The sequence below is a fragment of the Nitrincola sp. A-D6 genome (genome assembly GCF_000764495.1).
Classification (GTDB): domain Bacteria; phylum Pseudomonadota; class Gammaproteobacteria; order Pseudomonadales; family Balneatricaceae; genus Nitrincola.
This window is the reverse complement of record NZ_JRLB01000010.1, coordinates 37831-58207: the sequence shown is the minus strand read 5'-3', so window position 1 is coordinate 58207 and position 20377 is coordinate 37831. Positions and strand designations below refer to the sequence as shown.

26 protein-coding genes and 2 pseudogenes are annotated in these 20377 nt (G+C 49.3%); 24 read left to right on the top strand and 4 right to left on the bottom strand.

From position 1 onward, the window contains the following. Positions 1-14 precede the first annotated feature (14 nt). The 5 genes and pseudogenes from hflK to LH51_RS02710 all read left to right on the top strand — a co-directional run bounded on the left by hflK (position 15) and on the right by LH51_RS02710 (position 4767). A complete protein-coding gene (gene hflK, locus LH51_RS02725; protein WP_036519530.1) occupies positions 15-1238 on the top strand; it encodes an FtsH protease activity modulator HflK in 1224 nt (407 codons plus the stop codon). Position 1239: 1 nt separating this feature from the next. Next, a complete protein-coding gene (hflC, locus tag LH51_RS02720) occupies positions 1240-2112 on the top strand; it encodes a protease modulator HflC (RefSeq protein ID WP_036519527.1) in 873 nt (290 codons plus the stop codon). A 31-nt stretch (positions 2113-2143) separates the two neighbouring features. Further along, positions 2144-2308: a hypothetical protein gene (locus LH51_RS20735; protein WP_160173667.1), complete on the top strand. Its 165-nt coding sequence runs from the start codon at positions 2144-2146 to the stop codon at positions 2306-2308. After that, complete coding sequence (locus LH51_RS02715) at positions 2269-3441, top strand: ATP phosphoribosyltransferase regulatory subunit (protein WP_036519524.1); 1173 nt, start codon at positions 2269-2271, stop codon at positions 3439-3441. The genes LH51_RS20735 and LH51_RS02715 overlap by 40 nt, the downstream gene beginning before the upstream one ends. Positions 3442-3475: 34 nt before the next feature. Beyond that, a pseudogene (locus LH51_RS02710) lies at positions 3476-4767 on the top strand (adenylosuccinate synthase). 58 nt (positions 4768-4825) lie between these two features. Here the strand turns inward: LH51_RS02710 and LH51_RS22040 are convergent. From LH51_RS22040 to LH51_RS02700, 3 genes and pseudogenes are all read right to left on the bottom strand, one after another. Continuing rightward, positions 4826-5311, bottom strand: a complete 486-nt coding sequence (locus LH51_RS22040) for an inositol monophosphatase family protein (protein ID WP_235263476.1) — start codon at positions 5309-5311, stop codon at positions 4826-4828. Positions 5312-5358: 47 nt separating this feature from the next. Beyond that, a complete protein-coding gene (locus tag LH51_RS22035) occupies positions 5359-5625 on the bottom strand; it encodes an inositol monophosphatase family protein (RefSeq protein WP_235263461.1) in 267 nt (88 codons plus the stop codon). Between the two features lie 316 nt (positions 5626-5941). Next, positions 5942-7122: pseudogene (locus tag LH51_RS02700) on the bottom strand (IS3 family transposase). A gap of 187 nt (positions 7123-7309) precedes the next feature. Between LH51_RS02700 and LH51_RS02690 the strand changes: the two are divergent. The 4 genes from LH51_RS02690 (at position 7310) to LH51_RS02675 (ending at position 9649) form a co-directional block, all read left to right on the top strand. Next, positions 7310-8182 carry a hypothetical protein gene (locus tag LH51_RS02690; protein WP_036519520.1) on the top strand — a complete coding sequence of 291 codons (873 nt, stop codon included), beginning with the start codon at positions 7310-7312 and terminating at the stop codon, positions 8180-8182. Positions 8183-8505: 323 nt separating this feature from the next. Continuing rightward, complete coding sequence (locus LH51_RS22030; protein WP_144244147.1) at positions 8506-8670, top strand: BrnT family toxin; 165 nt, start codon at positions 8506-8508, stop codon at positions 8668-8670. After that, the gene (brnA, locus tag LH51_RS02680; RefSeq protein ID WP_036519518.1) at positions 8660-8929 is read left to right on the top strand and encodes a type II toxin-antitoxin system BrnA family antitoxin; all 270 of its coding nucleotides are present in this window, start codon (positions 8660-8662) and stop codon (positions 8927-8929) included. Before LH51_RS22030 ends, brnA begins: the two co-directional genes overlap by 11 nt. Positions 8930-9100: 171 nt before the next feature. Further along, entirely contained in the window at positions 9101-9649 is a 549-nt protein-coding gene (locus LH51_RS02675; RefSeq protein ID WP_036519516.1) for a YqhA family protein, read from the top strand. 54 nt (positions 9650-9703) lie between these two features. Here the strand turns inward: LH51_RS02675 and LH51_RS02670 are convergent, their stop codons facing one another. Continuing rightward, a complete protein-coding gene (locus tag LH51_RS02670) occupies positions 9704-9904 on the bottom strand; it encodes a hypothetical protein (protein ID WP_036519514.1) in 201 nt (66 codons plus the stop codon). Between the two features lie 282 nt (positions 9905-10186). On the opposite strand from LH51_RS02670, the gene LH51_RS02665 reads away from it, so the two are divergent. The 15 genes from LH51_RS02665 (at position 10187) to LH51_RS02605 (ending at position 20370) form a co-directional block, all read left to right on the top strand. Beyond that, a complete protein-coding gene (locus LH51_RS02665) occupies positions 10187-10393 on the top strand; it encodes an AbrB/MazE/SpoVT family DNA-binding domain-containing protein (RefSeq protein WP_036519512.1) in 207 nt (68 codons plus the stop codon). Beyond that, entirely contained in the window at positions 10390-10770 is a 381-nt protein-coding gene (locus tag LH51_RS02660) for a type II toxin-antitoxin system VapC family toxin (RefSeq protein ID WP_036519511.1), read from the top strand. The genes LH51_RS02665 and LH51_RS02660 overlap by 4 nt, the downstream gene beginning before the upstream one ends. 135 nt (positions 10771-10905) lie before the next feature. Further along, entirely contained in the window at positions 10906-11265 is a 360-nt protein-coding gene (locus LH51_RS24620) for an RNA methyltransferase (protein WP_442934808.1), read from the top strand. Then, a complete protein-coding gene (locus LH51_RS24615) occupies positions 11229-11675 on the top strand; it encodes an RNA methyltransferase (RefSeq protein WP_442934807.1) in 447 nt (148 codons plus the stop codon). The genes LH51_RS24620 and LH51_RS24615 overlap by 37 nt, the downstream gene beginning before the upstream one ends. Then, positions 11668-12441, top strand: coding sequence for a serine O-acetyltransferase (gene cysE, locus LH51_RS02650; RefSeq protein WP_036519509.1), 774 nt, complete (start codon positions 11668-11670; stop codon positions 12439-12441). Before LH51_RS24615 ends, cysE begins: the two co-directional genes overlap by 8 nt. 115 nt (positions 12442-12556) lie before the next feature. Beyond that, complete coding sequence (iscR, locus tag LH51_RS02645; RefSeq protein WP_036519508.1) at positions 12557-13042, top strand: Fe-S cluster assembly transcriptional regulator IscR; 486 nt, start codon at positions 12557-12559, stop codon at positions 13040-13042. A 26-nt stretch (positions 13043-13068) separates the two neighbouring features. Further along, on the top strand, positions 13069-14226 hold the full coding sequence (locus LH51_RS02640) for an IscS subfamily cysteine desulfurase (protein WP_036519507.1): 1158 nt from the start codon (positions 13069-13071) through the stop codon (positions 14224-14226). Positions 14227-14254: 28 nt separating this feature from the next. Then, complete coding sequence (gene sufB, locus LH51_RS02635) at positions 14255-15691, top strand: Fe-S cluster assembly protein SufB (protein WP_036519505.1); 1437 nt, start codon at positions 14255-14257, stop codon at positions 15689-15691. Positions 15692-15731: 40 nt separating this feature from the next. Further along, positions 15732-16481 (top strand): Fe-S cluster assembly ATPase SufC, encoded by a 750-nt coding sequence (gene sufC / locus LH51_RS02630; RefSeq protein ID WP_036519503.1) that lies wholly within the window; start codon positions 15732-15734, stop codon positions 16479-16481. Next, entirely contained in the window at positions 16481-16699 is a 219-nt protein-coding gene (locus LH51_RS21135; protein WP_200881848.1) for a hypothetical protein, read from the top strand. Before sufC ends, LH51_RS21135 begins: the two co-directional genes overlap by 1 nt. Positions 16700-16704: 5 nt before the next feature. Beyond that, positions 16705-17754, top strand: coding sequence for a Fe-S cluster assembly protein SufD (sufD, locus tag LH51_RS02625; RefSeq protein WP_200881847.1), 1050 nt, complete (start codon positions 16705-16707; stop codon positions 17752-17754). Positions 17755-17769: 15 nt separating this feature from the next. After that, positions 17770-19005 carry a cysteine desulfurase gene (locus tag LH51_RS02620; protein ID WP_036519501.1) on the top strand — a complete coding sequence of 412 codons (1236 nt, stop codon included), beginning with the start codon at positions 17770-17772 and terminating at the stop codon, positions 19003-19005. 21 nt (positions 19006-19026) lie between these two features. Further along, the gene (locus tag LH51_RS02615) at positions 19027-19386 is read left to right on the top strand and encodes a HesB/IscA family protein (RefSeq protein WP_036519498.1); all 360 of its coding nucleotides are present in this window, start codon (positions 19027-19029) and stop codon (positions 19384-19386) included. Then, positions 19386-19919 carry a putative Fe-S cluster assembly protein SufT gene (gene sufT / locus LH51_RS02610; protein WP_200881846.1) on the top strand — a complete coding sequence of 178 codons (534 nt, stop codon included), beginning with the start codon at positions 19386-19388 and terminating at the stop codon, positions 19917-19919. Before LH51_RS02615 ends, sufT begins: the two co-directional genes overlap by 1 nt. 19 nt (positions 19920-19938) lie before the next feature. Continuing rightward, the gene (locus LH51_RS02605) at positions 19939-20370 is read left to right on the top strand and encodes a SufE family protein (protein WP_036519496.1); all 432 of its coding nucleotides are present in this window, start codon (positions 19939-19941) and stop codon (positions 20368-20370) included. Positions 20371-20377 lie beyond the last annotated feature (7 nt).

Below are 20377 nucleotides of genomic sequence, written 5' to 3'. Positions count from 1 at the left end.
AAGCGGAGAAAACTATGGCCTGGAATGAGCCTGGCGGAAATGGTAAAAACCATGACCCCTGGAGCGGCGGCGGTGACAAAAATCCCGGCGGTGGTAAGCGTAATGGTGGCGGTAACAATGATCAGGGACCTCCTGATCTGGATGAGGCGCTGCAAAAGTTACAGGACCGTTTAAACGGGCTGTTTGGCAGTAAAAAAGGCGGCTCCGGTGGCACTGGCGGTACAGGTAGTTCCGGTGGGGGTAAAGGCGGTAGTTTTACCCTTGTGGGTATCGTAGCGGTTTTGGCACTGGTTGTCTGGGCCGGTATGGGCTTTTACACAGTGGATCAACAGGAACGCGGTGTTGTGCTGCGCCTGGGTAAATTCCACACCGTAGTTAACCCTGGTTTGCAATGGAATCCACCGATCATCGATGAAGTTAATCTGGTCAATGTGACCCAGGTACGTATCCATGATCATCGTGCCTTGATGTTGACGGAAGATGAAAACATCGTGGATGTCGATATTAGTGTGCAGTATGTTGCTGAAAATCCAGAATTCTTCACTCTCAAAGTGAGAAATCCTGAGGTTAGCCTCGGGCAGGCATCTGAAGCGGCGCTACGTCAGGTTGTTGGTGGCTCGGATATGAACTCCATTCTGACCGAAGGTCGTCAAGTGATGGCGATCTCTGTGCAGGAGCGTTTACAGCGCCATATGGATAATTACGAAACCGGCATTCGTATCTCTGGTGTTAACGTGCGTAACGCCCAGGCACCCAGCCAGGTGCAGGATGCGTTTGATGACGTGATCAAGGCGCGCGAGGATGAGCAGCGTTCCAAGAACGAAGCGGAAGCCTATGCTAACAGCGTCGTACCGGAAGCGCGTGGTAATGCACAGCGTATGTTTGAAGAAGCCAGTGCCTACCGTGAAGAGGTGGTTGCCAGAGCAAACGGTGAAACCCAGCGTTTCCTTGCACTCTTGACTGAGTATCGTCAGGCTCCGGATGTTACCCGTGAGCGTCTGTATATCGATATGATGCAGAATGTACTGACCAATACGCCGAAAGTACTTATGGATGTTGAGAGTGGTAGCAATAATGTTATGTTCCTGCCGCTGGATAAGTTGATGGAGCAGCAACGTGGAACGTCGGGAGCTTCGGCCCGTAGCAGTAGTGCCGAGATGAATCTGCGTCAACTGAATGATCAGGTTACTGAACAGGCGCGAAATCGTCAGGCCGGTAGTCTGAGGGAGGGTCGATAAGATGAAATCCAATTCAGTAATAGTGCTGGTTGTAGCACTGATCGCAGTTTGGCTGGTGTCTGAGTCAGTTTATATTGTCAAGGAAACCGAGCGTGCGGTGAAACTGCGTTTCGGTGAAATTGTCGAGCCGGATATCGAACCAGGTTTGCATTACAAGATTCCATTTGTGAATACCGTGCGTAAGTTTGAGTCACGTTTGATTACCATGGATTCCAGGCCTCAGGCATTCCTTACATTGGAAGCCAAGCGTCTGATTGTTGACTCGTTCATTAAATGGCGCATCGCTAATGTGCAAAAGTATTACACCGCAACCTCTGGTGATGAGAATCGGGCCAATAGCCTGTTGTCCAGTCGAATCGAAACCAACCTGCGTAATCAGTTTGGTGAGCGCACATTGAATCAGGTAGTTTCTGGTGAGCGTGAAGAGTTGATGGATCAGGTTAATCAGGCGTTGAGTCTGGTGGCACAGGATGAGCTGGGTATCGAGATCGTTGATATTCGTATCAAGCGTATCGACCTGCCAACTGAGGTGTCAGCCTCCGTGTATGACCGAATGCGTTCCGAGCGTTTGCGTCTGGCGCGTGAATTACGTGCCCGTGGTATGGAGCTGGCTGAGGGTATACGTGCTGATGCGGATCGTCAGCGCACGGTTATTACCGCCAATGCATTCAGTGCAGCTGAGATCGTTCGTGGTGAAGGTGATGCGCAAGCGGCCAATATTTATGCTAATGCTTTTGGGCAGGATGCGGAGTTCTATGCGTTCATGCGTAGTCTGAACGCCTACAATGAATCCTTCCAGGGTGATGGCGATGTAATGGTGCTTGAGCCGAAGAGCGAGTTCTTCCGCTATTTGCAGAACCCAATGGTTCAGTAAGCACGTAAGTGTATGACTAAAGCAGGTGCCAATGGCACCTGCTTTCATGTTAGAATTCGTTAACCGGGTCAATGCCCGGTTTTTTTATGTACAGGATGTGCGCTATGCCGTGAGCGCATGGATGGACAGAGGCGGCGATGATGAGAGGATTGATACATGGCGCTGGCAGATAGATGGTTGCTGCCTGAAGGTATAAAAGAGCTGTTGCCACCGCAGGCCCGCCAGGCGGAACTGATGCGCAGACGTATACTGGATTTATATAACAGCTGGGGATATGAGTTGGTGATGCCGCCATTGGTCGAGCATCTGGAATCCTTGCTAACTGGCACCGGGCATGACCTGGATCTGAATACGTTCAAACTGACAGATCGTCTGAGTGGGCATGCACTGGGTATTCGTGCTGACATTACCCCGCAGGTAGCTCGTATAGATGCGCACAGACTGCGTACTGAAGGTGCCAGTCGTTTGTGCTATTGTGGCTCTGTTGTTCACACCCATGCGGCACATATGCTTGCCAGCCGCAATCCGTTGCAGGCTGGAGCTGAACTCTATGGCCATGCCGGTATTGAAAGCGATGCCGAAGTGATTGCCCTGATGCTGGAAACGCTTCAGACAGCAGGTGTTAGTGATGTGCTGACACTGGATCTTGGGCATGTAGGCCTGTTTCGTGCACTGGTTGCTGAAGCGGGCCTGGACCAGGATCAGAAAGATCAGTTTATTGATTTGCTGCAGCGTAAGGCGATGCCTGAAATTGCCGTATTTATTGAAACACTGCCGGTCAGTGAAGTGCTGCGTAAACAGTTGTCAGTGCTGCCAGGTTTACACGGTACGTCGGATGTGTTGGCAAAGGCACGTAACTGCTTCAATCAGCCAGAAGCTCACCAGGCTATTGATTACCTGGCGCAGTTGGCAGAGCTGATTCAGCAGCGCTTTCCGACAGTGCGTTGTTACTTTGATCTGGCTGAGTTGCGTGGATATCACTATCATACCGGTGTGGTGTTTGCGGCTTATACGCCCAGCTTTGGTCAGTCGCTTGCCAAAGGTGGGCGTTATGATGAGATAGGTGAAGATTTTGGTCGTGCGCGTCCGGCAACAGGCTTCAGTACCGATTTGAGTACACTCATCGATCTTGCCGGTATTACGGCAGCGGCTGAAAAAGCGATATTAGCACCAACCGAAGGGGATGATCCGACGCTGCGGGATGTGGTTCGTGACTTGCGACAACAGGGTTTTCGTGTCATTCAGATGCTGGATGGCCTGCCTATACCGGCCTCCTGTGATCGCCAGCTGGAAAAACAGGGTGGGGAGTGGCAGATCAAGCCGCTCTGATTCATTAACACTTTTATGAGTACATGAGACAGCAATGGGTAGAAACGTCGTTGTTCTGGGCACCCAGTGGGTGATGAAGGAAAAGGTAAGATCGTTGATCTTTTAACTGAAAAGATTGCAGCGGTAGTGCGTTTTCAAGGCGGTCACAATGCTGGCCATACACTGGTAATAGATGGAAAGAAAACTGTACTCCATTTGATACCCTCTGGCATCCTTCGAGAGAAGGTTCTCTGCTTGATCGGTAATGGTGTGGTGCTTTCACCCGAAGCCCTGTTAAAAGAGATCGCCGGGCTGGAAGCAACCGGTATTCCGGTGAGTCAGCGTTTACGGTTGAGCCCGGCATGCCCTTTGATTCTGCCCTCTCATGTAGCTTTGGATCAGGCGCGTGAACTGGCGCGTGGTGAGTCAAAAATTGGTACCACCGGTCGTGGTATCGGTCCGGCATACGAAGACAAGGTCGCTCGCCGTGGATTACGCTTGGGTGATATCCGTGATTCTAAGCTGTTTGCCGAAAAACTGCGTGAGCTGCTTAAGTTTCACAACTTTATGTTACAGCAGTACTATGGTGTCGAGCCGGTCAGCTTTGATGCGGTGCTGGCTGAATGCATGGAGATGGCCGAAAAGCTTATGCCGATGATTGCTGATGTTACGGCTATTCTGCATGACCTGCGCCGTCAGGGTGCCAGTATCATGTTTGAAGGTGCGCAAGGTTCCTTGCTGGATATCGATCACGGTACCTATCCCTATGTAACCTCATCAAACACCACCGCAGGTGGAACCTCTACCGGTAGTGGTTTTGGTCCGCTTTACCTTGATTATATTCTCGGTATTACTAAAGCCTATACCACGCGTGTGGGTGGCGGTCCTTTCCCGACTGAGCTGTCTTGTGCTATTGGCAAGCAGCTGGCTGAAAAAGGTCACGAGTTTGGTTCTACTACTGGTCGTGCACGTCGTTGCGGTTGGTTTGATGCTGTGGCACTGAAACATGCCATTGAAATCAACTCGATTTCCGGTTTGTGTCTAACCAAGTTGGATGTACTGGATGGTTTGGAGCAGATAGGCATTTGTACTGGCTATGAAGATGCCCAGGGTCAGCCAGTCTATTCACTCAGTGGTAGCGAAGATTACGAAGCCATTACCCCGGTGTACGAAATGATGCCGGGTTGGAGTGAGTCGACAGTGGGTGCTAAAACGGTTGAAGACTTGCCTGAGAACGCGCGGGCGTATATTCGTCGGTTGGAAGCGCTGGTAGGTGCCCCGGTTGATATTATTTCAACCGGCCCTGACCGTAATGAAACGATTGTGTTGCGCGATCCGTTTAACTGATCGATGCAGCAACCACTGCCACTGCCACAGCAAGCCTGCTGGCAGTGGTTGTTTTGATTTATCCGACTGTCTGAATAGTTTTGATCAGTAGTTTGAACATTTTCGGATTGGCCGCCACCAGGTTGCCGCTCTGACGATGCGCATTCCCGCCCTTGTAATCACCCACTAAACCACCCGCTTCCTGAATTAGCAGTATACCTGCATCCATATCCGCTTCACTCAGATTGGCTTGAAAGAAACCATCCAGACGCCCGGCGGCGGTATAAGCCATATTCAGCAGGGCTGATCCGCTGCTGAACAGGTTGGCACCGGCTGTGGAGAGGTGGCTCAACAGGCGCTGATGTTCGGCAAAGGCCTGGTCACGATCTGTGGCCGAGACAAATCCACTGCCTAGTAGGGACTGATGTAGATTTTTGTTAGTGCTGACGCGTAAACGGCGTCCGTTAAGCTGTGCGCCATTACCACGGCTGGCAGTAAATTCTTCACCGGTTACCGGGTTGATGACGACGCAGTGTTCGATGCGGCCATTGATGCGTCCGGTCAGGCTGAGTGCGTAAACGGGCAGGGCGTTGGAAAAGTTCAGCAGGTTGTCTACTGGCTGATATGCCAGTCGCAGACTACCGGACCTTCACCTGTGGCTTTGTAGTGACCGCTGAAATCACCCTGCAGGGTGTGATGCGGGAAAGCCTTCTGCATGGACTGAGCAATACTGCGCTCAACATTTGAGCAGGTTTCGCTAATGAATTCAGCCGCACTGGACTGTTCGGATTTGATCAGATCAAGGCGTTCTGCCGCGCGGGCAATCTGTTCTCCGCCAAGGCGGGCAGCACGAAGTGCGATATTTACTATCGGTTGCATCAGGTTAAGCGTCCAGTTTTGTTCAAGAGCAAAGCGCCATTATACTGAAGTGGCGGTTGCTTATCTATTCATGTGGGTTTTTTTCACCTGCCTGCTGTTTCTTGGTGTTCTTGCTCGTGCTTGGCTGGGGTGGTGGTATCGCTTTGCTGTGACACCCTGTGCATCATCCTGATCGCTCGGCAGCCGCCTTGACCGCCATGGACGGCGGAAATGCCGAAAATGCAGGAGCATTTTTCGGCCCGGCGGCTGACGGTCACAGCAAAGCGATACCACCACCCCGCTGAGAGTCCGTGCCGAAAACATCAGTTTGTAGTGGTCAAGTAAAACTGGCCACCGGTTTATAGTTAATCCAGTATTGTTCTTCTGCCTGATTCGGACTCACTCCATTATTATGCTGGTGTGGTCGAAGCTGGCTATAATACCCGATTAAATACTTCACTACGTGATGCTGAGCTTGAACGAATGAACGGTAGCCGTAGGTAGGCACCCATTCAATCTTCAAGCTTCTAAAAAAGCGCTCCATTGGAGCATTATCCCAGCAGTTACCGCGTCGGCTTAGGCTTTGCTTTATCTGGCATTTCCAGAGCGTCTGACGAAATTTACGGCTCGTATAATGGCTACCTTGGTCACTATGAAACATCACTTCTTTGGGTCGTCCACGGCTCTCATACGCCATTTTTAGTGCATTGCTGGTAAGCTCACTGTCTGGCGATAGCGACATCGCCCAGCCCACTGGCTTGCGTGCAAATAGGTCCATCACAACCGCTCAATAAGCCCAGCGACTGCCCGTCCATATGTACGTGACATCGCCACACCAGACATGGTTCGGCGCATCAACGTCAAACTGGCGGTCTAAATGATTTGGTATCGCAACATGTTCATTACCTGTTTTCTTATATGTGTGACCGGGTACCTGGCAACTGCTAAGCCCAAGCTTTTTCATCAAGCGTCCGGCTCGATAGCGGCTTAGTGGCACGTTCTGATTGGTCGCCATTTCCGCAATGCTTCGTGCACCCGCAGAACCTTCGCTAGCGCGAAAGAGTTCTCTAACGACGGCATGTTCTGCGGTCTTTTTCGCACAAACAGGCTTTTTTGAACATTGTCTCCAGTACTTGAAGCTGCTGCGGTGGACACCAAACACCTCACACAGCTTCGTTACCGGATAGCTCGTCTTGAGTTTCTCGATTATCGAGAATTGTTCAGAGAGTCCGACATCAAGAGAGCGGTAGCCTTTTTTAATATATCTTTTTCCATTTCAACTTCGCGGATGCGTTTCTCAAGCTCGCGTATTCTTAGTTGATCTGGCGTCATGGGTGTTGCTTTTGGACTCTCACCACTACGTTCTTTCCGTAGCTGGCGAACCCATTTATCCATCGTCGAATGTCCGACATTCATGGCTTCAGCCGCATCTCTAATAGAGTAATTTTGGTCGACTACCAGCTGTGCTGCTTCGAGTCTAAATTCAGGGCTGAAATTACGCTTTGGTCTTCTGGTCATGTTGTCACCTAATCATCTCTTGGTGCATGATAGCACCTCTAATTAGGTGGCCAAATTAACTATGCCACTACAGTTATCAAGTATAGTGTGGTTATATTTGTCAGATGCTTGCTTCTGTGTGGGTAAATTGTGATAGTGATCTTTGGGCGGCGATATAAATGTTAGTGATAAAATAAGGATGGACAATATGGCTGTGGAAGAAGTTATACCCACCGAAGAACTATGTTGTGGTCTAGTAATGCCCATATCCTCTATAGATGGATGTAATGAGCAACACTGGTCAGACGTAAAAGAAATTCTTACTGAGTCGGTTGAGTCTGCAGGTTTCAAAGCTAACTTGGTTAGCTACGCTGATGATGTTGGAATAATTCAGAAAAGAATAATCCAAAATTTGTATGAAAACCCAATCGTTGTATGTGATGTAAGTGGGAAAAACCCTAATGTAATGTTTGAACTTGGTATGAGGCTGGCTTTCGATAAACCCACTATAATTGTGAAAGATGATAAAACCGCATACTCCTTTGATACATCTCCTATTGAACACTTAGAGTACCCTCGAGATTTGCGTTTTTCCAAAATAGTAGACTTTAAAGAAGCATTGAAAGAAAAAGTTAAAGCTACTTTACGGAAGTCTAAAGAAGATGCAAATTACACAGCTTTTTTGAAGCATTTCGGGACTTTTACAGTTGCAAAATTGGATACGAAAGAAGTTTCAAAAGAGGACTTTATCATAGAAGAGCTTCGTGATTTGAAGAAGAGCGTTCATAGACAGACGTTAATGTACAATGACAGATTTCACTCTATTGAACCCGCTTTTTATGGAAGGTATCCATCAGAAAAATTATACATGGTAATGAAAAACTTGATTAAAAAAACAATCAATAATTCATCATTAAATAATTCATCAATCAATTATTCGATTAGTAAGAAGAATTTACCAGAAATAAGAAAAAAAATTTACAGCCAACTAATGAATGATGAGCAAATACAACACTATTTCTCCGGCCCAGAAGAATTTGATATGGTTTTTAACGAGGTTTGTCAAGACTTATTAACATGAGTCACTACTAATAGCAGGTTTTGTGACGCCCTTTCCATTTTTCTTTCATCTCTACTCCAAAAGTGTGCATGCGATCAAAGGGTCAAACGATCAAGGGGTCAGCCACCTTGGACTTTAAACGATCAAGGGGTCAGCCACCTTGGACTTTAAAGGTGATTTTTAAAGCGCTACCCAATGCAGAGAGCGTTCTTGCGGATTGAGTAAAAAAGGGATAATTTATACTCATGGATGAGTTTGAATTTGACGAAACCAAAAGTCAGGTTAATTTCGATAAGCACGGCATTGATTTTGCTACAGCTCAATCGCTGTGAAGAGATCCATACTTGTTGGAAATCCGTGCTAAATCAGAGGATGAGCCAAGGTTCGTGCTGATAGGTAAGATTGGTAAAAAACACTGGTCAGCTGTCGTCACCTATAGGGAAGGTCGTATACGTTTGATTTCAGTCAGGCGCTCCCGCAAGAAGGAGGTTGAGCTCTATGAAAGCTAAAAACTTCGATGAAAAATTTGAGGAAGATCAAGATGATATTGTTGATGACCTCGATTTAACCACTGCTCGCCAAGTAAACCAAGAGCAAAAACGAATTAACGTTGATTTTCCGGCATGGGTTGTAGAGTCGTTAGATCGTGAAGCTGCGCGAATTGGTGTTACACGCCAATCAATTATTAAGGTGTGGCTGGTTGAGCGTCTTCAAGCAGAAGCTGCTAATAAGCCGCTGAATGGTGACGCCGCAGGCAGCGCACATTAGTGTAGATCAAGGGGTCAGCCACCTTGATCTTTCCAGCTTTATCGAGATAATTAAGCCAAAGAACGACAGTCCGATGCGTCGCTCTATCTATAGCCGCTGTATAGGTGGTGCGTTGTTGTTATGAAACATATGTTCGAGTATTTTTTGCCAGGTTTATAAGGGTTGTTAACGATGAAGCAGTTCGAAACTATTCTCGAAAAAATACTGTGGAATTCAAGATTTTTGATTCTGATCGCGGTTGTTTCTAGCTTGCTAGGTTCCCTGGTACTTTTTATTGTTGGTACCATGGATATTTTTAAGGTAGCAAGGATGACGTTTGAGTATTATATTGGAAAAGGCGGTCAGGATATCCATGAATTTATTATCACCGATATAATTCTAGCTGTTGATATCTATTTGGTAGCAGTAGTTTTGCTTATATTTGGTGCAGGAGCATACAGGCTCTTTATTTCACCGATTGACGAATCGGAAGAAAGTGGTATTGCTCATCCTTTCAATATCCAAACATTTGATGAGTTGAAGGACAAGATCGTACGGGTAGTGATTCTTGCTGTTATAATCGAATTTTTCAGAGCAGTAGTGGATATCCGGTTTTCCACTCCATTGGATGCAATATATCTGGCTTTATCGGTTTTAGCGTTAGCAGCATCTGTTTATCTGATGAATATAAATCATAATAGCAAAAATATAAAAAAGGACGATTCTAGCTCCTCTGACTAATCCCTGGATCTGGTTGCCTTCCTCTCGCACGGCACTGTCAGTTCTGATGGCCCGTTAAACATTAAATGCAGGTGACATCAATTGCTGCTCACCTCGTCTGATTCCAATGCTTTTGGCAACAGACTCCCATTGACGAACACTTGCTAATACCTCATTTTTATTTTTTACGGCTTCGTTTTTTTCCAGTTGAAAAAAATCGATCACCTGCATCGCGAGGTCGTAGTTTAAGCTGTTGTCACCATCAGTAATGTTCAAATGCAATCCATTTGAGGGCGTGACAGGGTTAATGTCGTAGGCTGGTTTTCGGACGGGCGCCGCCTAATGAGGAACCCGGGGACGTTTTTCTTCCTGAAGCGCAACGACAGCTTCACGAGGCTTCATCAACAACCTCTATGACGGCGTGATTGTATTTGCTCATATGGGTTGGCCCGCCTTTATCTCTATCCAAAGCTACCATTCAACAGCGATGTTATGTGTCTTGACTGACTATATCGATAGGGCTATCGTAATACCAATCTTGTATCGATAGGTGCTATTATGACAGCTGTAACAGTTTCACCGAAGTATCAGATTGTAATACCTAAAGAAATTCGTGAATCTATGGGGATTATTTCTGGCCAAAAACTCCAGATCATGTCTTATCAGGGGAGAATTGAATTGATTCCTCTTAAGCCTATGAAGGACTTGAGGGGCTTTCTGAACAGCATAGATACGACAGTGCTCAGGGATGAAGACCGGGTATGAATGTAGTAGATTCGTCTGCCTGGTTGTCGTATTTTGCTGGTGATAGTAATTCAGCAGTATTTGCCGAACCTATTGAAGAGTTATCTGAACTGCTCGTGCCCAGTATCACAATAACAGAGGTTTTTAAAAATGTGCTGCGGCAGCGCGGTGAAGAGGCCGCCCTGATTGTTACCGCTCACATGAAGCAAGGCAAAGTGATCCCTTTGGATTCAGAGCTCGCAATGGATGCTGCCAAATTTGGTGTTCTTCACAAATTACCCCTCGCTGACAGTATTATTTTCGCTACAGGCCAAAAGTATTCCGCCGTTATCTGGACACAGGATAGCGACTTCGAAGGTTTGGTGAATGTCAGATATATTGCCAAGAAAAGCATATAGCAGGGGGCAGCCTCCTTGAACTGCAAAACTTTCCCCATTTCGTGCATAAACAGATCATCTGTCAGCATCTCTGCACTTACCTAATCGTTATCTGCTATTATACCGGCCTTGTTTTTTTGCTGGAAATGTCGAGCTATGTTGGACCAGATACGTATTGTCATGATTCATACCACCCACCCGGGCAATATCGGCGGGGTGGCGCGTGCCATGCAAAATATGGGGTTGACTGATCTGTGTCTGGTTGCGCCTAAGCGTTTTCCTGATCCTGAAGCGGATGCGCGTGCCTCGGGGGCCACGGATCTACTGGCTTCAGCCAGGGTTGTTGAGTCGTTGGAAGAGGCGTTGGAAGATTGTCATCTTGTGGTGGGGACCAGTGCGCGTGAGCGCCACATCCCCTGGCCAGTCATTACGCTAGGCAAATGGCCTCGGTGGCATGCGACTTGCAGCCGGGTAAACGCATGGCCATTCTGTTTGGTCGTGAAGACCGGGGTTTGACTAATGATGAGTTGCATCGTTGTCACCATCATGTGCATATTCCGACTAACCCTGACTTTAGTTCGTTGAATGTGGCGGCGGCGGTGCAGGTGATTGCTTACGAGTTGCGTATCGCCAGCCTCGAGGGTGAGCGTGGGCCATCACCGCAATGGGGTACCAGCTGGGATATTGATCTGGCTGATGCGCGCGAGACGGAGTTGTTGTTTGAGCATCTGGAGAAAACTCTGGTTGGGGTGGAGTTTCTCGATCCGGATAATCCGCGCCAGTTAATGACACGGCTACGCCGCCTGTTTCTGCGCGCGGTACCGGACAGGGTAGAGGTAAATGTGATGCGTGGATTCCTGAGTGCTATAGATAAGGTGCTGGCAAGACAGCCCCGCATAACGGGTGAGGAGACTAACGATGTTTGAGCGGTTGAAGGAAGATGTGCGCTCGGTGTTTGACAGAGATCCGGCGGCGCGTAATTTTCTGGAAGTAATTACTAACTACCCGGGTTTACATGCTGTCTGGTGGCATCGGGTGGCCAATGCCTTGTGGCGACGTAATTTCAAGTGGCTGGCGCGTATGGTGTCGAATTTTGCCCGCTGGACTACCGGTATTGAGATACATCCGGGTGCTCAGATAGGCCGACGCTTTTTTATTGACCACGGTATGGGAGTGGTGATCGGTGAAACGGCGGAAGTCGGTGATGATGTCACGCTTTATCAGGGGGTGACGCTCGGTGGTACCAGCTGGAATAAGGGTAAGCGTCATCCAACCCTGGAAAATAATGTCATCGTGGGTGCCGGTGCTAAAATACTTGGGCCATTTACTGTGGGTGAAGGCGCTAAGGTGGGTTCCAATGCGGTTGTGACCAAAGCGGTGCCTGCGGGTGCCACCGTGGTGGGTATACCGGGGCGTATTGTCAGGCGTGCAGAGGATGATGCCAGTGATGAGCAGCGTCAGCAGATGGCCGATAAGGTAGGTTTTGATGCTTATGGCGTCAGTAATGAAGTCTCTGATCCGGTCGCTCATGCGATTGGCTGCATGCTGGATCATCTGCAAGCCATGGATAAGCGTATGGACAAGATGGGCAATGTGCTCTGTGACCTGCGACCAGAGTACTGTGATGAGCAACTGCCGGAGCTGAAAAAAGAAGATTTTGAAGGCGCGGTGGAAGAGGATGCTAAACCCTGATCGGTGAATTTGTAAGGGTGATCCAAATCTTGAGTAAAATAGTAGGATATATAGTTGACTAATTATGTTGGTTTTTGCATAATCCCTACATTATGTAAGCGATGTGAGGTGAAATATGCGGTTAACAACGAAAGGACGTTATGCGGTGACAGCCATGCTGGATCTGGCTCTGCATGAAGGTAAAGGACCAATTAGTTTGGCAGATATATCAGAGCGACAGGGTATTTCGCTGTCATATCTGGAACAGCTGTTTGCTAAATTGAGACGCAATGATCTTGTCGGCAGTGTGCGTGGGCCGGGTGGTGGCTATCAGCTAAAGCGCTCTCAGCGCGAAATTAATGTAGCTGAAGTGATTGATGCGGTAAATGAAAGTGTTGATGCTACCGGTTGCAATAAGCGTGGTGACTGCCAGTCTGGTGAGGTGTGTCTGACCCATCACCTGTGGTGTGATCTGAGTGATCAGATACATACTTTTTTGAACGGTATAACGCTGGCTGATCTGGTGGAGCGTCAGGATGTTAAAGATGTTTCTCAGCGCCAGGATGGTCGACGTTCTGAGCAGATGATTGCCAGTGATATTCATGTAACTAACGGACTCTGAATTTAATTTGTGTCAGTGAAGGTGTGATGAGAAAGCCGGTATATCTTGATTATGCAGCCTCAACTCCGGTTGACCCCAGGGTTGCCGAGAAAATGATGGCCTGCCTGACGTTGGACGGAAATTTTGCCAATCCGGCTTCCCGGTCTCACATTTACGGCTGGAAAGCTGAAGAGGCGGTAGAAACGGCGCGTCAGCAGGTTGCTGAGTTGGTTAGTGCCGATCCGCGTGAAATTGTCTGGACCTCGGGAGCAACCGAATCCAACAATCTGGCCTTGAAAGGGGCTGCGCATCAGCATCGGCGTAAAGGGCAGCATCTGATCAGTTCGGTAATTGAGCATAAGGCCGTTATCGATACCTTGCGTCAGTTGGAGTCAGAGGGTTACGAAGTTACCTGGTTAACCCCTGATTCTGACGGCTTGATTCAGCCGGATCAGGTGGCTGCGGCTATCCGTGAAGATACGCTGTTGGTCAGCCTGATGCAGGTGAATAACGAGATAGGCACGATTAATGATATCGCCGCTATAGGTAATATCTGTCGTGAACATGGCGTGTTGTTTCATGTTGATGCGGCGCAGAGTCTGGGTAAGTTACCCATCGATCTGAGTGCGTTGCCGGTGGATCTGATGTCCTTTTCAGCACACAAATTCTATGGTCCAAAGGGTGTGGGTGCCTTGTATGTACGTCAACAGCCTCGGGTTCGGTTAGAGGCGCAGATGCACGGTGGTGGGCATGAGCGGGGGATGCGCTCGGGTACGCTGGCAACACATCAGCTGGTTGGTATGGGTGAGGCAGCTCGCCTGGCCAATGAGTTGATGGCCGATGAGTCCGCTCGTATTCAAGGAATCCGGACACGCTTTCTTGAGGGGGTCCGAGATCTGCCGGGAATCCATGTGCATGGCTCATTAACGCAACGCGTCGCTGGCAATCTGAATCTCGGCGTAGAACAAGCTGATGGCGAGTTGTTGCTGATGGCGCTAAAAGATCTGGCTATCTCGACAGGCTCGGCCTGTACGTCTGCCAGTCTGGAGCCCAGTTATGTGTTGAAGGCAATAGGTGTGCCGAATGCGCTGGCACATGCATCCCTGCGGATTAGCTTTGGTCGTTTCACCACAGTAGAAGAAGTTGATTTTGCCGTTGCCCATTTCCGGCAGGTGGTGAGTAAATTGGTCAGTATCACTGCCTGACCCTGGTTAGCGAGAATAGAGGTTGGTTATGTCCGAACAGGTAGAGCAGTTAATTAAGAAAGAGTATGCAGCAGGTTTTCATACAGATGTTGAGTCTGACACCTTACCTCCTGGTTTGAATGAAGATGTTGTGCGCTTCATTTCTGGCAAAAAAAATGAGCCGGAGTGGATGTTGGAGTGGCGGCTTAAGGCCTACCGTGCCTGGCTGACTATGAAGGAGCCGGAGTGGGCGCATGTGCACTACCCGACGATCGATTTTCAGTCGATCTCCTATTTCTCCGCACCAAAAAGCCTGGCTGACCGGCCACAGAGTCTGGACGAAGTCGATCCGGATCTGATTGAGACCTACAATAAATTGGGTATCCCGTTACACGAGCAGGAAATGCTGGCGGGTGTGGCTGTGGATGCGGTATTTGACTCGGTATCTGTGGTAACCACTTTCCGGGCAAAACTGGAAGAAGCGGGTGTGATTTTCTGTCCCATCAGCGAGGCGGTGCACAAATACCCTGAACTGGTGAAAAAGTATATCGGTTCGGTGGTGCCTCAGCGTGACAACTATTATGCGGCGCTTAACTCAGCGGTGTTCTCCGATGGCTCCTTTGTGTATATCCCCAAGGGCGTACGTTGCCCGATGGAGTTGTCGACCTATTTCCGTATTAACCAGATGAACACCGGGCAGTTTGAGCGTACGCTGATTATTGCCGAGGAAGGCTCGCATGTCAGCTATCTGGAAGGCTGTACAGCGCCTCAACGTGATGAAAATCAGTTGCATGCGGCGGTTGTTGAGCTGGTTGCGATGGATAATGCTGAAATCAAATATTCCACCGTGCAGAACTGGTATCCCGGTGATGAGAACGGCAAGGGCGGTATTTACAACTTCGTTACCAAGCGTGGCATCTGTCATACCCGTGCCAAAATTTCCTGGACTCAGGTTGAAACCGGTTCGGCGGTTACCTGGAAATACCCAAGCTGTATCCTCAAGGGTGATCACAGCATTGGTGAGTTCTACTCTGTCGCGCTGACCAATAATTATCAGCAGGCTGATACCGGTACCAAGATGATCCACCTGGGTAAAAATACCCGTTCCACCATTATTTCTAAAGGCATATCTGCCGGTCACAGTCAGAATGCCTACCGTGGCCTGGTACGTATGGGGCCAACAGCGGCGGGTGCGCGTAATTATACCCAGTGTGATTCACTGCTGATTGGTGATCGTTGCGGTGCGCACACTTTCCCTTATATAGAAAGCTCGCACCCGTCGGCCATCGTTGAACATGAAGCTACCACCTCTAAAGTGAGTGATGACCAGATGTTCCTGTGTCAGCAGCGTGGCCTGGATCCGGAAAAAGCGGTGTCAATGATCGTTAACGGCTTCTGTCGTGAGGTGTTCAAGCAGTTGCCGATGGAGTTTGCCGTAGAAGCCGGTAAGCTTTTGGAAGTCAGCCTGGAAGGTTCTGTCGGTTAAGCGATTCTCAGCCGTATACGTTAATGTTTTGGAAGATACTATGTTAAATATCAGTAAACTGTGTGCCTCAATAGAAGATAAAGCCATCCTGCGTGAATTGTCGCTGGAGGTGAAGCCGGGTGAAATTCACGCCATCATGGGCCCCAATGGTGCCGGTAAAAGTACGCTGGGTAATGTACTGGCGGGTCGTCCTGGCTATGAGCCCACCTCCGGGAGTGTCAGCTTTAAAGGTATGAATTTGCTTGATCTTGAGCCTGAGGTGAGGGCACGTGAAGGGTTGTTTCTGGCGTTTCAGTATCCGGTAGAAATTCCTGGCGTCAGCAATATGGAGCTACTCAAAGCCGCTGTTGATGCTCGCCGTGCACATACCGGGCAGGAAGAGCTGTCAGCTATCGACTTTATGAAGATGGCGCGAGAAGCCAGCAAGGCTGTGGATCTGGATCAGAGCTTTCTCAAACGTGGCGTCAATGAAGGCTTCTCCGGCGGCGAGAAGAAGCGTAACGAGATCATGCAGATGATGTTGATGGAGCCGTCATTGTGCATCCTGGATGAAACAGATTCAGGCCTGGATATTGATGCCCTGCAGGTTGTCGCACGTGGTGTGAATGCCATGCGTGCAGAGAACCGCAGCTTTATTGTTGTGACCCACTATCAGCGCCTGCTGGATTTTATCGTACCGGATTATGTGCATGTACTGGCCAATGGCCGCATTGTTAAATCGGGTGACAAGTCACTGGCGCTGGAGCTGGAAGCCAAGGGCTACAGCTGGCTCGAAAACGAGGTGGCGTGATGACTTCAGAGTTTCAGCAACACGCCGTATCGCTGGCTTCTGGACAGCCGTTTCCCGCCTGGTTGGGTCAGGTCAGAGAACAGGGCGGTCAGTTGTGGCAGGATTTGCCCTGGCCGACACGTAAAACCGAGGCCTGGCGCTATACTTCACTTTTGCCGATTGAAAATGCGCAGTGGCAGTTGGCATCTCAGGCAAAACTGGACTCCACTGATGGCTGATCGAATTGGATGCTTATCGCCTGGTGTTCGTGAATGGTCGCTTCGATGCGGGTTTGTCTTCAAGCCTGCCTGATGAAGTGGTGCGTTTTTCCGCCGCAGGTAGCGAACAGCAAGCAGTGATCCGTGAACACCTGAATAGCATCGCCGATCAGCACAAACACCTGTTTGCAGCGCTCAATAGCAGTTGGCTTGACGAGGGTGTGTTGCTGCATGTGCAGGCTAATCAGCGGTTGGATAAACCGGTATATATTGTTCATGCAACCGATACCCTCTCGGCTGAAGTGGTAAATGCCCGTTTACTGGTAGTGTTGGAAAGTGGTGCTGAGGCCGAGGTGCTGGAACATTTCTTTACCATGAGAGATCAGGACAAAGGCTGGATAAACGCCACCACTGAGCTGGTTTTGAAAGCCAATGCTTCATTAAGTCATCACCGCATCAATCTGGAATCGGAACAATCACTGCATACCGGTGGTGTGCATGTCAGTCTGGCTGCAGATTCGCGCATGCAGGGATTTACGCTGGCAACCGGTAGCCGCCTGAAACGCATTGATTACCATGTATTCCATCAGGGCTGTGGTTCTGATTTGCAGCTGAACGGCATTTATCTGCCACGCAATAATCAACGCATTGACTACCACACCAATGTCGAGCACTGCGTGCCCCACTGTACTACCACGGAAGTGTTTCGTGGGGTGATGTCGGATAGCGCAAAAGCGGTTTTTAATGGCCGTATCCATATACATAAGGATGCCCAGAAAACCCTGGCGCAGTTAAGTAACCGCAATCTGCTCACTTCAGACCGCGCCCAGATCAATACCAAGCCTGAGCTGGAAATCTATGCCGATGATGTGCGTTGTGCGCATGGTGCAACTGTTAGTCAGCTTAACGATGAAGCACTGTTTTATCTGACCAGTCGCGGTATTTCTGAAGCGGAGGCGCGGGTAATGCTGAGCTTCGGCTTTGTTAATGAACTGGTAGAGAATCTGACTCTGGAACCCTTGAAAGTTTGGCTGCGCCCGCGTTTGGCAAAATTATTTGGCAGGATGGGCAACTGACACGGCATATTATCCATGACTGAGCAACGCAAACCCTTTGATGTTGATGCTGTGCGTGCGGATTTTCCGATTCTGCAGCAGCAGGTGAATGGACATCCGCTGGTCTATCTGGATAACGGTGCCACAACACAAAAACCTCAGGCGGTTATTGATGCGCTGGTGCACTATTACAGCTTTGATAACAGTAATGTACACCGGGGCGCACATACTCTGAGTGACCGTGCTACCGAAGCGTTTGAACAGGCGCGCTTATCCGTCGCTGGCTTCATTAATGCACCGGAAGCACGTGAGGTGATCTGGACACGCGGGACCACCGAGGGTGTTAACCTGGTAGCCGCCAGTTGGGGGCGTCAGAATTTACAGGCGGGGGACCGTATATTGGTCTCAATGATGGAGCACCACTCCAATATTGTTCCCTGGCAGTTAATTGCCGCAGAAAAAAGTGCGCAGGTGGAGGCTATTCCTGTCACTGCAGTGGGCGAAATCGATATGCCGGCATTTGAGAACATGCTGGATGAGCGCGTCAAAATGGTCTCTGTCGGACATGTCTCCAATGCCCTTGGCAGTATCAACCCGGTGCGTGAGATAGCCCGGCTGGCGCATGCGGTGGGGGCACTGGTGATGATCGACGGTGCTCAGGCGATCAGTCACTGGATGACAGATGTGCAGGCGCTGGGGTGCGATTTTTATGCCTTTTCCGGACATAAGTTGTTTGGCCCGACAGGCATTGGTGCCCTTTGGGGACGTGCCGAACTGTTGGAAGCCATGCCGCCCTGGCACGGCGGTGGTGAAATGATCGAAGACGTCAGCTTTGCAGGTACGACGTTTAACAAAATCCCCTTCAAATTTGAAGCCGGGACACCCAATATTGCCGATGCCATAGGTCTGGCCGCCGCCATTAGCTATCTTAACAGCCTCGATAAAGCGGGCATGATCGCGCATGAGCAAGCACTGATGCAGTATGCCCAGCAGCGTGCCGAGGCGTTCGATGGCATGCGTTTGGTGGGTACAGCGCAGAACCGCATCTGTGTGATGAGTTTTGTACTTGACGGTATACATGCCGCTGATATCGGTATGTTGCTGGATCAGCAGGGCATTGCTGTACGTACCGGCAATCACTGCGCCCAGCCGGTGATGGAGCATCTGGGTCTGGATGGCACGGTCAGGGCCAGTTTTAGTTTTTACAATACGCTGGCTGAGGTAGACCGCTTGTTCGATGGTCTGGCTAAAGCGCGCGAATTCCTACTCTGATTTACAGATGGAGGTTAATTTATGTCGGTAGAAGGTTTTGACCCGGCGACTCAGACAGTCACGGTACTTCCAGCTGCCCTTGAGCACTTTCGTAAACAGTTGAGTGCTCAAGATAAGGCTCAGGCCGTGAGGCTGAGTGTGAAACCCAGCGGCTGTTCCGGTTTTATGTACATTCTCGATCTGGTTGAAGCGGCTGAGCAGGAAGATCTTAAGCTGCAAGTTGAAGATGTTACCTTGCTGATAGACAGGGCGAGCCTGCCGATTGTCAGGGGATCAGAAATTGATTATGTCCGTGAAGGCATTAATCGTCAGGTCAAGTTTATCAACCCCAATGCCACCAGCGAATGCGGTTGTGGTGAAAGCTTTACGGTGAATGAGTAATGGAAAGACGTATGGTTGTCACGCAGACGGACTGTCCGGCACGTATCGTTCCGGCTGGTACGCCTGTGACTATTCCCAAGGACACTTTTGTCACCATCACTCAGTCACTCGGTGGCAATTATACTCTGACCTGGCATGGCCAAATGGTACGTGTCGATGGAACAGATGCCGCTGCACTGGGTCTGGAAGCAGAAAAGTTGTCATTCCCACCTGCAGAAACGGATGAGATTCTGGAAGCTCAGGTCTGGGAAGCACTACGTACTATTTATGACCCTGAAATTCCAGTGGATCTGGTCAATCTGGGACTGATTTACTCAGTCCGCATTGATCAGCAGGCACACAGGGTTGATATTGATATGACACTGACCGCACCGGGTTGTGGGATGGGGCCGGTATTGGTAGGTGATGTTGAATACCGGGTGGCCAAAGTACCCAATGTTGAAACGGTTAAAGTAGAGCTGGTATTTGATCCGCCCTGGCAACGCGATATGATGAGCGAAGAGGCGCAGCTGACAACCGGTATGTTCTACTGAAAGAGATAACAGAAGTCTGATGAAAACCTTTGGAACTGATATAACCACCGACGACATAGTCGATACCCTGTCTTTCTTTGATAGCTGGGAAGATCGTTACCGTTACATTATAGATTTAGGCAAAGAACTCCCGCCTATGGCTGAAACGCAACAGACTGAAGCCAATCAGGTCAAGGGTTGCCAGAGTCTGGTATGGTTATCTGAGCGGCTGGAGGATAACAAACTCTATTTTGAAGCGGACAGTAATTCGCATATTGTCCGTGGTTTGCTGGCAGTCGTTCTGGCCGCCTATAATGCCAAAACTCCGGCTGAAATTCAGCGCTTTGATATCGAAGGATATTTTGAAGCACTGAATCTGATCAAACACCTCAGTCCGAGTCGCGGTAATGGTCTGAAAGCCATGGTGGCACGGATTCGGGATACGGCTGCACGCATGTCGGCGATGGCGTAATGCTGGT

Excerpts from the sequence above, each read along its gene's own strand:
- LH51_RS20735 (WP_160173667.1), top strand. The coding sequence starts at position 2,144 with ATGGCACCTGCTTTCATGTTAGAATTCGTTAACCGGGTCAATGCCCGG.
- LH51_RS02605 (WP_036519496.1), top strand. The coding sequence starts at position 19,939 with ATGAAAACCTTTGGAACTGATATAACCACCGACGACATAGTCGATACC.
- sufC (WP_036519503.1), top strand. The coding sequence starts at position 15,732 with ATGTTAAATATCAGTAAACTGTGTGCCTCAATAGAAGATAAAGCCATC.
- LH51_RS21135 (WP_200881848.1), top strand. The coding sequence starts at position 16,481 with ATGACTTCAGAGTTTCAGCAACACGCCGTATCGCTGGCTTCTGGACAG.
- LH51_RS02615 (WP_036519498.1), top strand. The coding sequence starts at position 19,027 with ATGTCGGTAGAAGGTTTTGACCCGGCGACTCAGACAGTCACGGTACTT.
- LH51_RS24620 (WP_442934808.1), top strand. The coding sequence starts at position 10,906 with ATGTTGGACCAGATACGTATTGTCATGATTCATACCACCCACCCGGGC.
- brnA (WP_036519518.1), top strand. The coding sequence starts at position 8,660 with ATGAAAGCTAAAAACTTCGATGAAAAATTTGAGGAAGATCAAGATGAT.
- LH51_RS24615 (WP_442934807.1), top strand. The coding sequence starts at position 11,229 with ATGGCCATTCTGTTTGGTCGTGAAGACCGGGGTTTGACTAATGATGAG.
- hflC (WP_036519527.1), top strand. The coding sequence starts at position 1,240 with ATGAAATCCAATTCAGTAATAGTGCTGGTTGTAGCACTGATCGCAGTT.
- sufB (WP_036519505.1), top strand. The coding sequence starts at position 14,255 with ATGTCCGAACAGGTAGAGCAGTTAATTAAGAAAGAGTATGCAGCAGGT.
- LH51_RS02640 (WP_036519507.1), top strand. The coding sequence starts at position 13,069 with ATGAGAAAGCCGGTATATCTTGATTATGCAGCCTCAACTCCGGTTGAC.
- iscR (WP_036519508.1), top strand. The coding sequence starts at position 12,557 with ATGCGGTTAACAACGAAAGGACGTTATGCGGTGACAGCCATGCTGGAT.
- LH51_RS22035 (WP_235263461.1), bottom strand. The coding sequence starts at position 5,625 with ATGCAACCGATAGTAAATATCGCACTTCGTGCTGCCCGCCTTGGCGGA.
- LH51_RS02620 (WP_036519501.1), top strand. The coding sequence starts at position 17,770 with ATGACTGAGCAACGCAAACCCTTTGATGTTGATGCTGTGCGTGCGGAT.
- cysE (WP_036519509.1), top strand. The coding sequence starts at position 11,668 with ATGTTTGAGCGGTTGAAGGAAGATGTGCGCTCGGTGTTTGACAGAGAT.
- hflK (WP_036519530.1), top strand. The coding sequence starts at position 15 with ATGGCCTGGAATGAGCCTGGCGGAAATGGTAAAAACCATGACCCCTGG.
- LH51_RS02675 (WP_036519516.1), top strand. The coding sequence starts at position 9,101 with ATGAAGCAGTTCGAAACTATTCTCGAAAAAATACTGTGGAATTCAAGA.
- sufT (WP_200881846.1), top strand. The coding sequence starts at position 19,386 with ATGGAAAGACGTATGGTTGTCACGCAGACGGACTGTCCGGCACGTATC.
- LH51_RS02690 (WP_036519520.1), top strand. The coding sequence starts at position 7,310 with ATGGCTGTGGAAGAAGTTATACCCACCGAAGAACTATGTTGTGGTCTA.
- LH51_RS02660 (WP_036519511.1), top strand. The coding sequence starts at position 10,390 with ATGAATGTAGTAGATTCGTCTGCCTGGTTGTCGTATTTTGCTGGTGAT.
- LH51_RS02665 (WP_036519512.1), top strand. The coding sequence starts at position 10,187 with ATGACAGCTGTAACAGTTTCACCGAAGTATCAGATTGTAATACCTAAA.
- LH51_RS02715 (WP_036519524.1), top strand. The coding sequence starts at position 2,269 with ATGGCGCTGGCAGATAGATGGTTGCTGCCTGAAGGTATAAAAGAGCTG.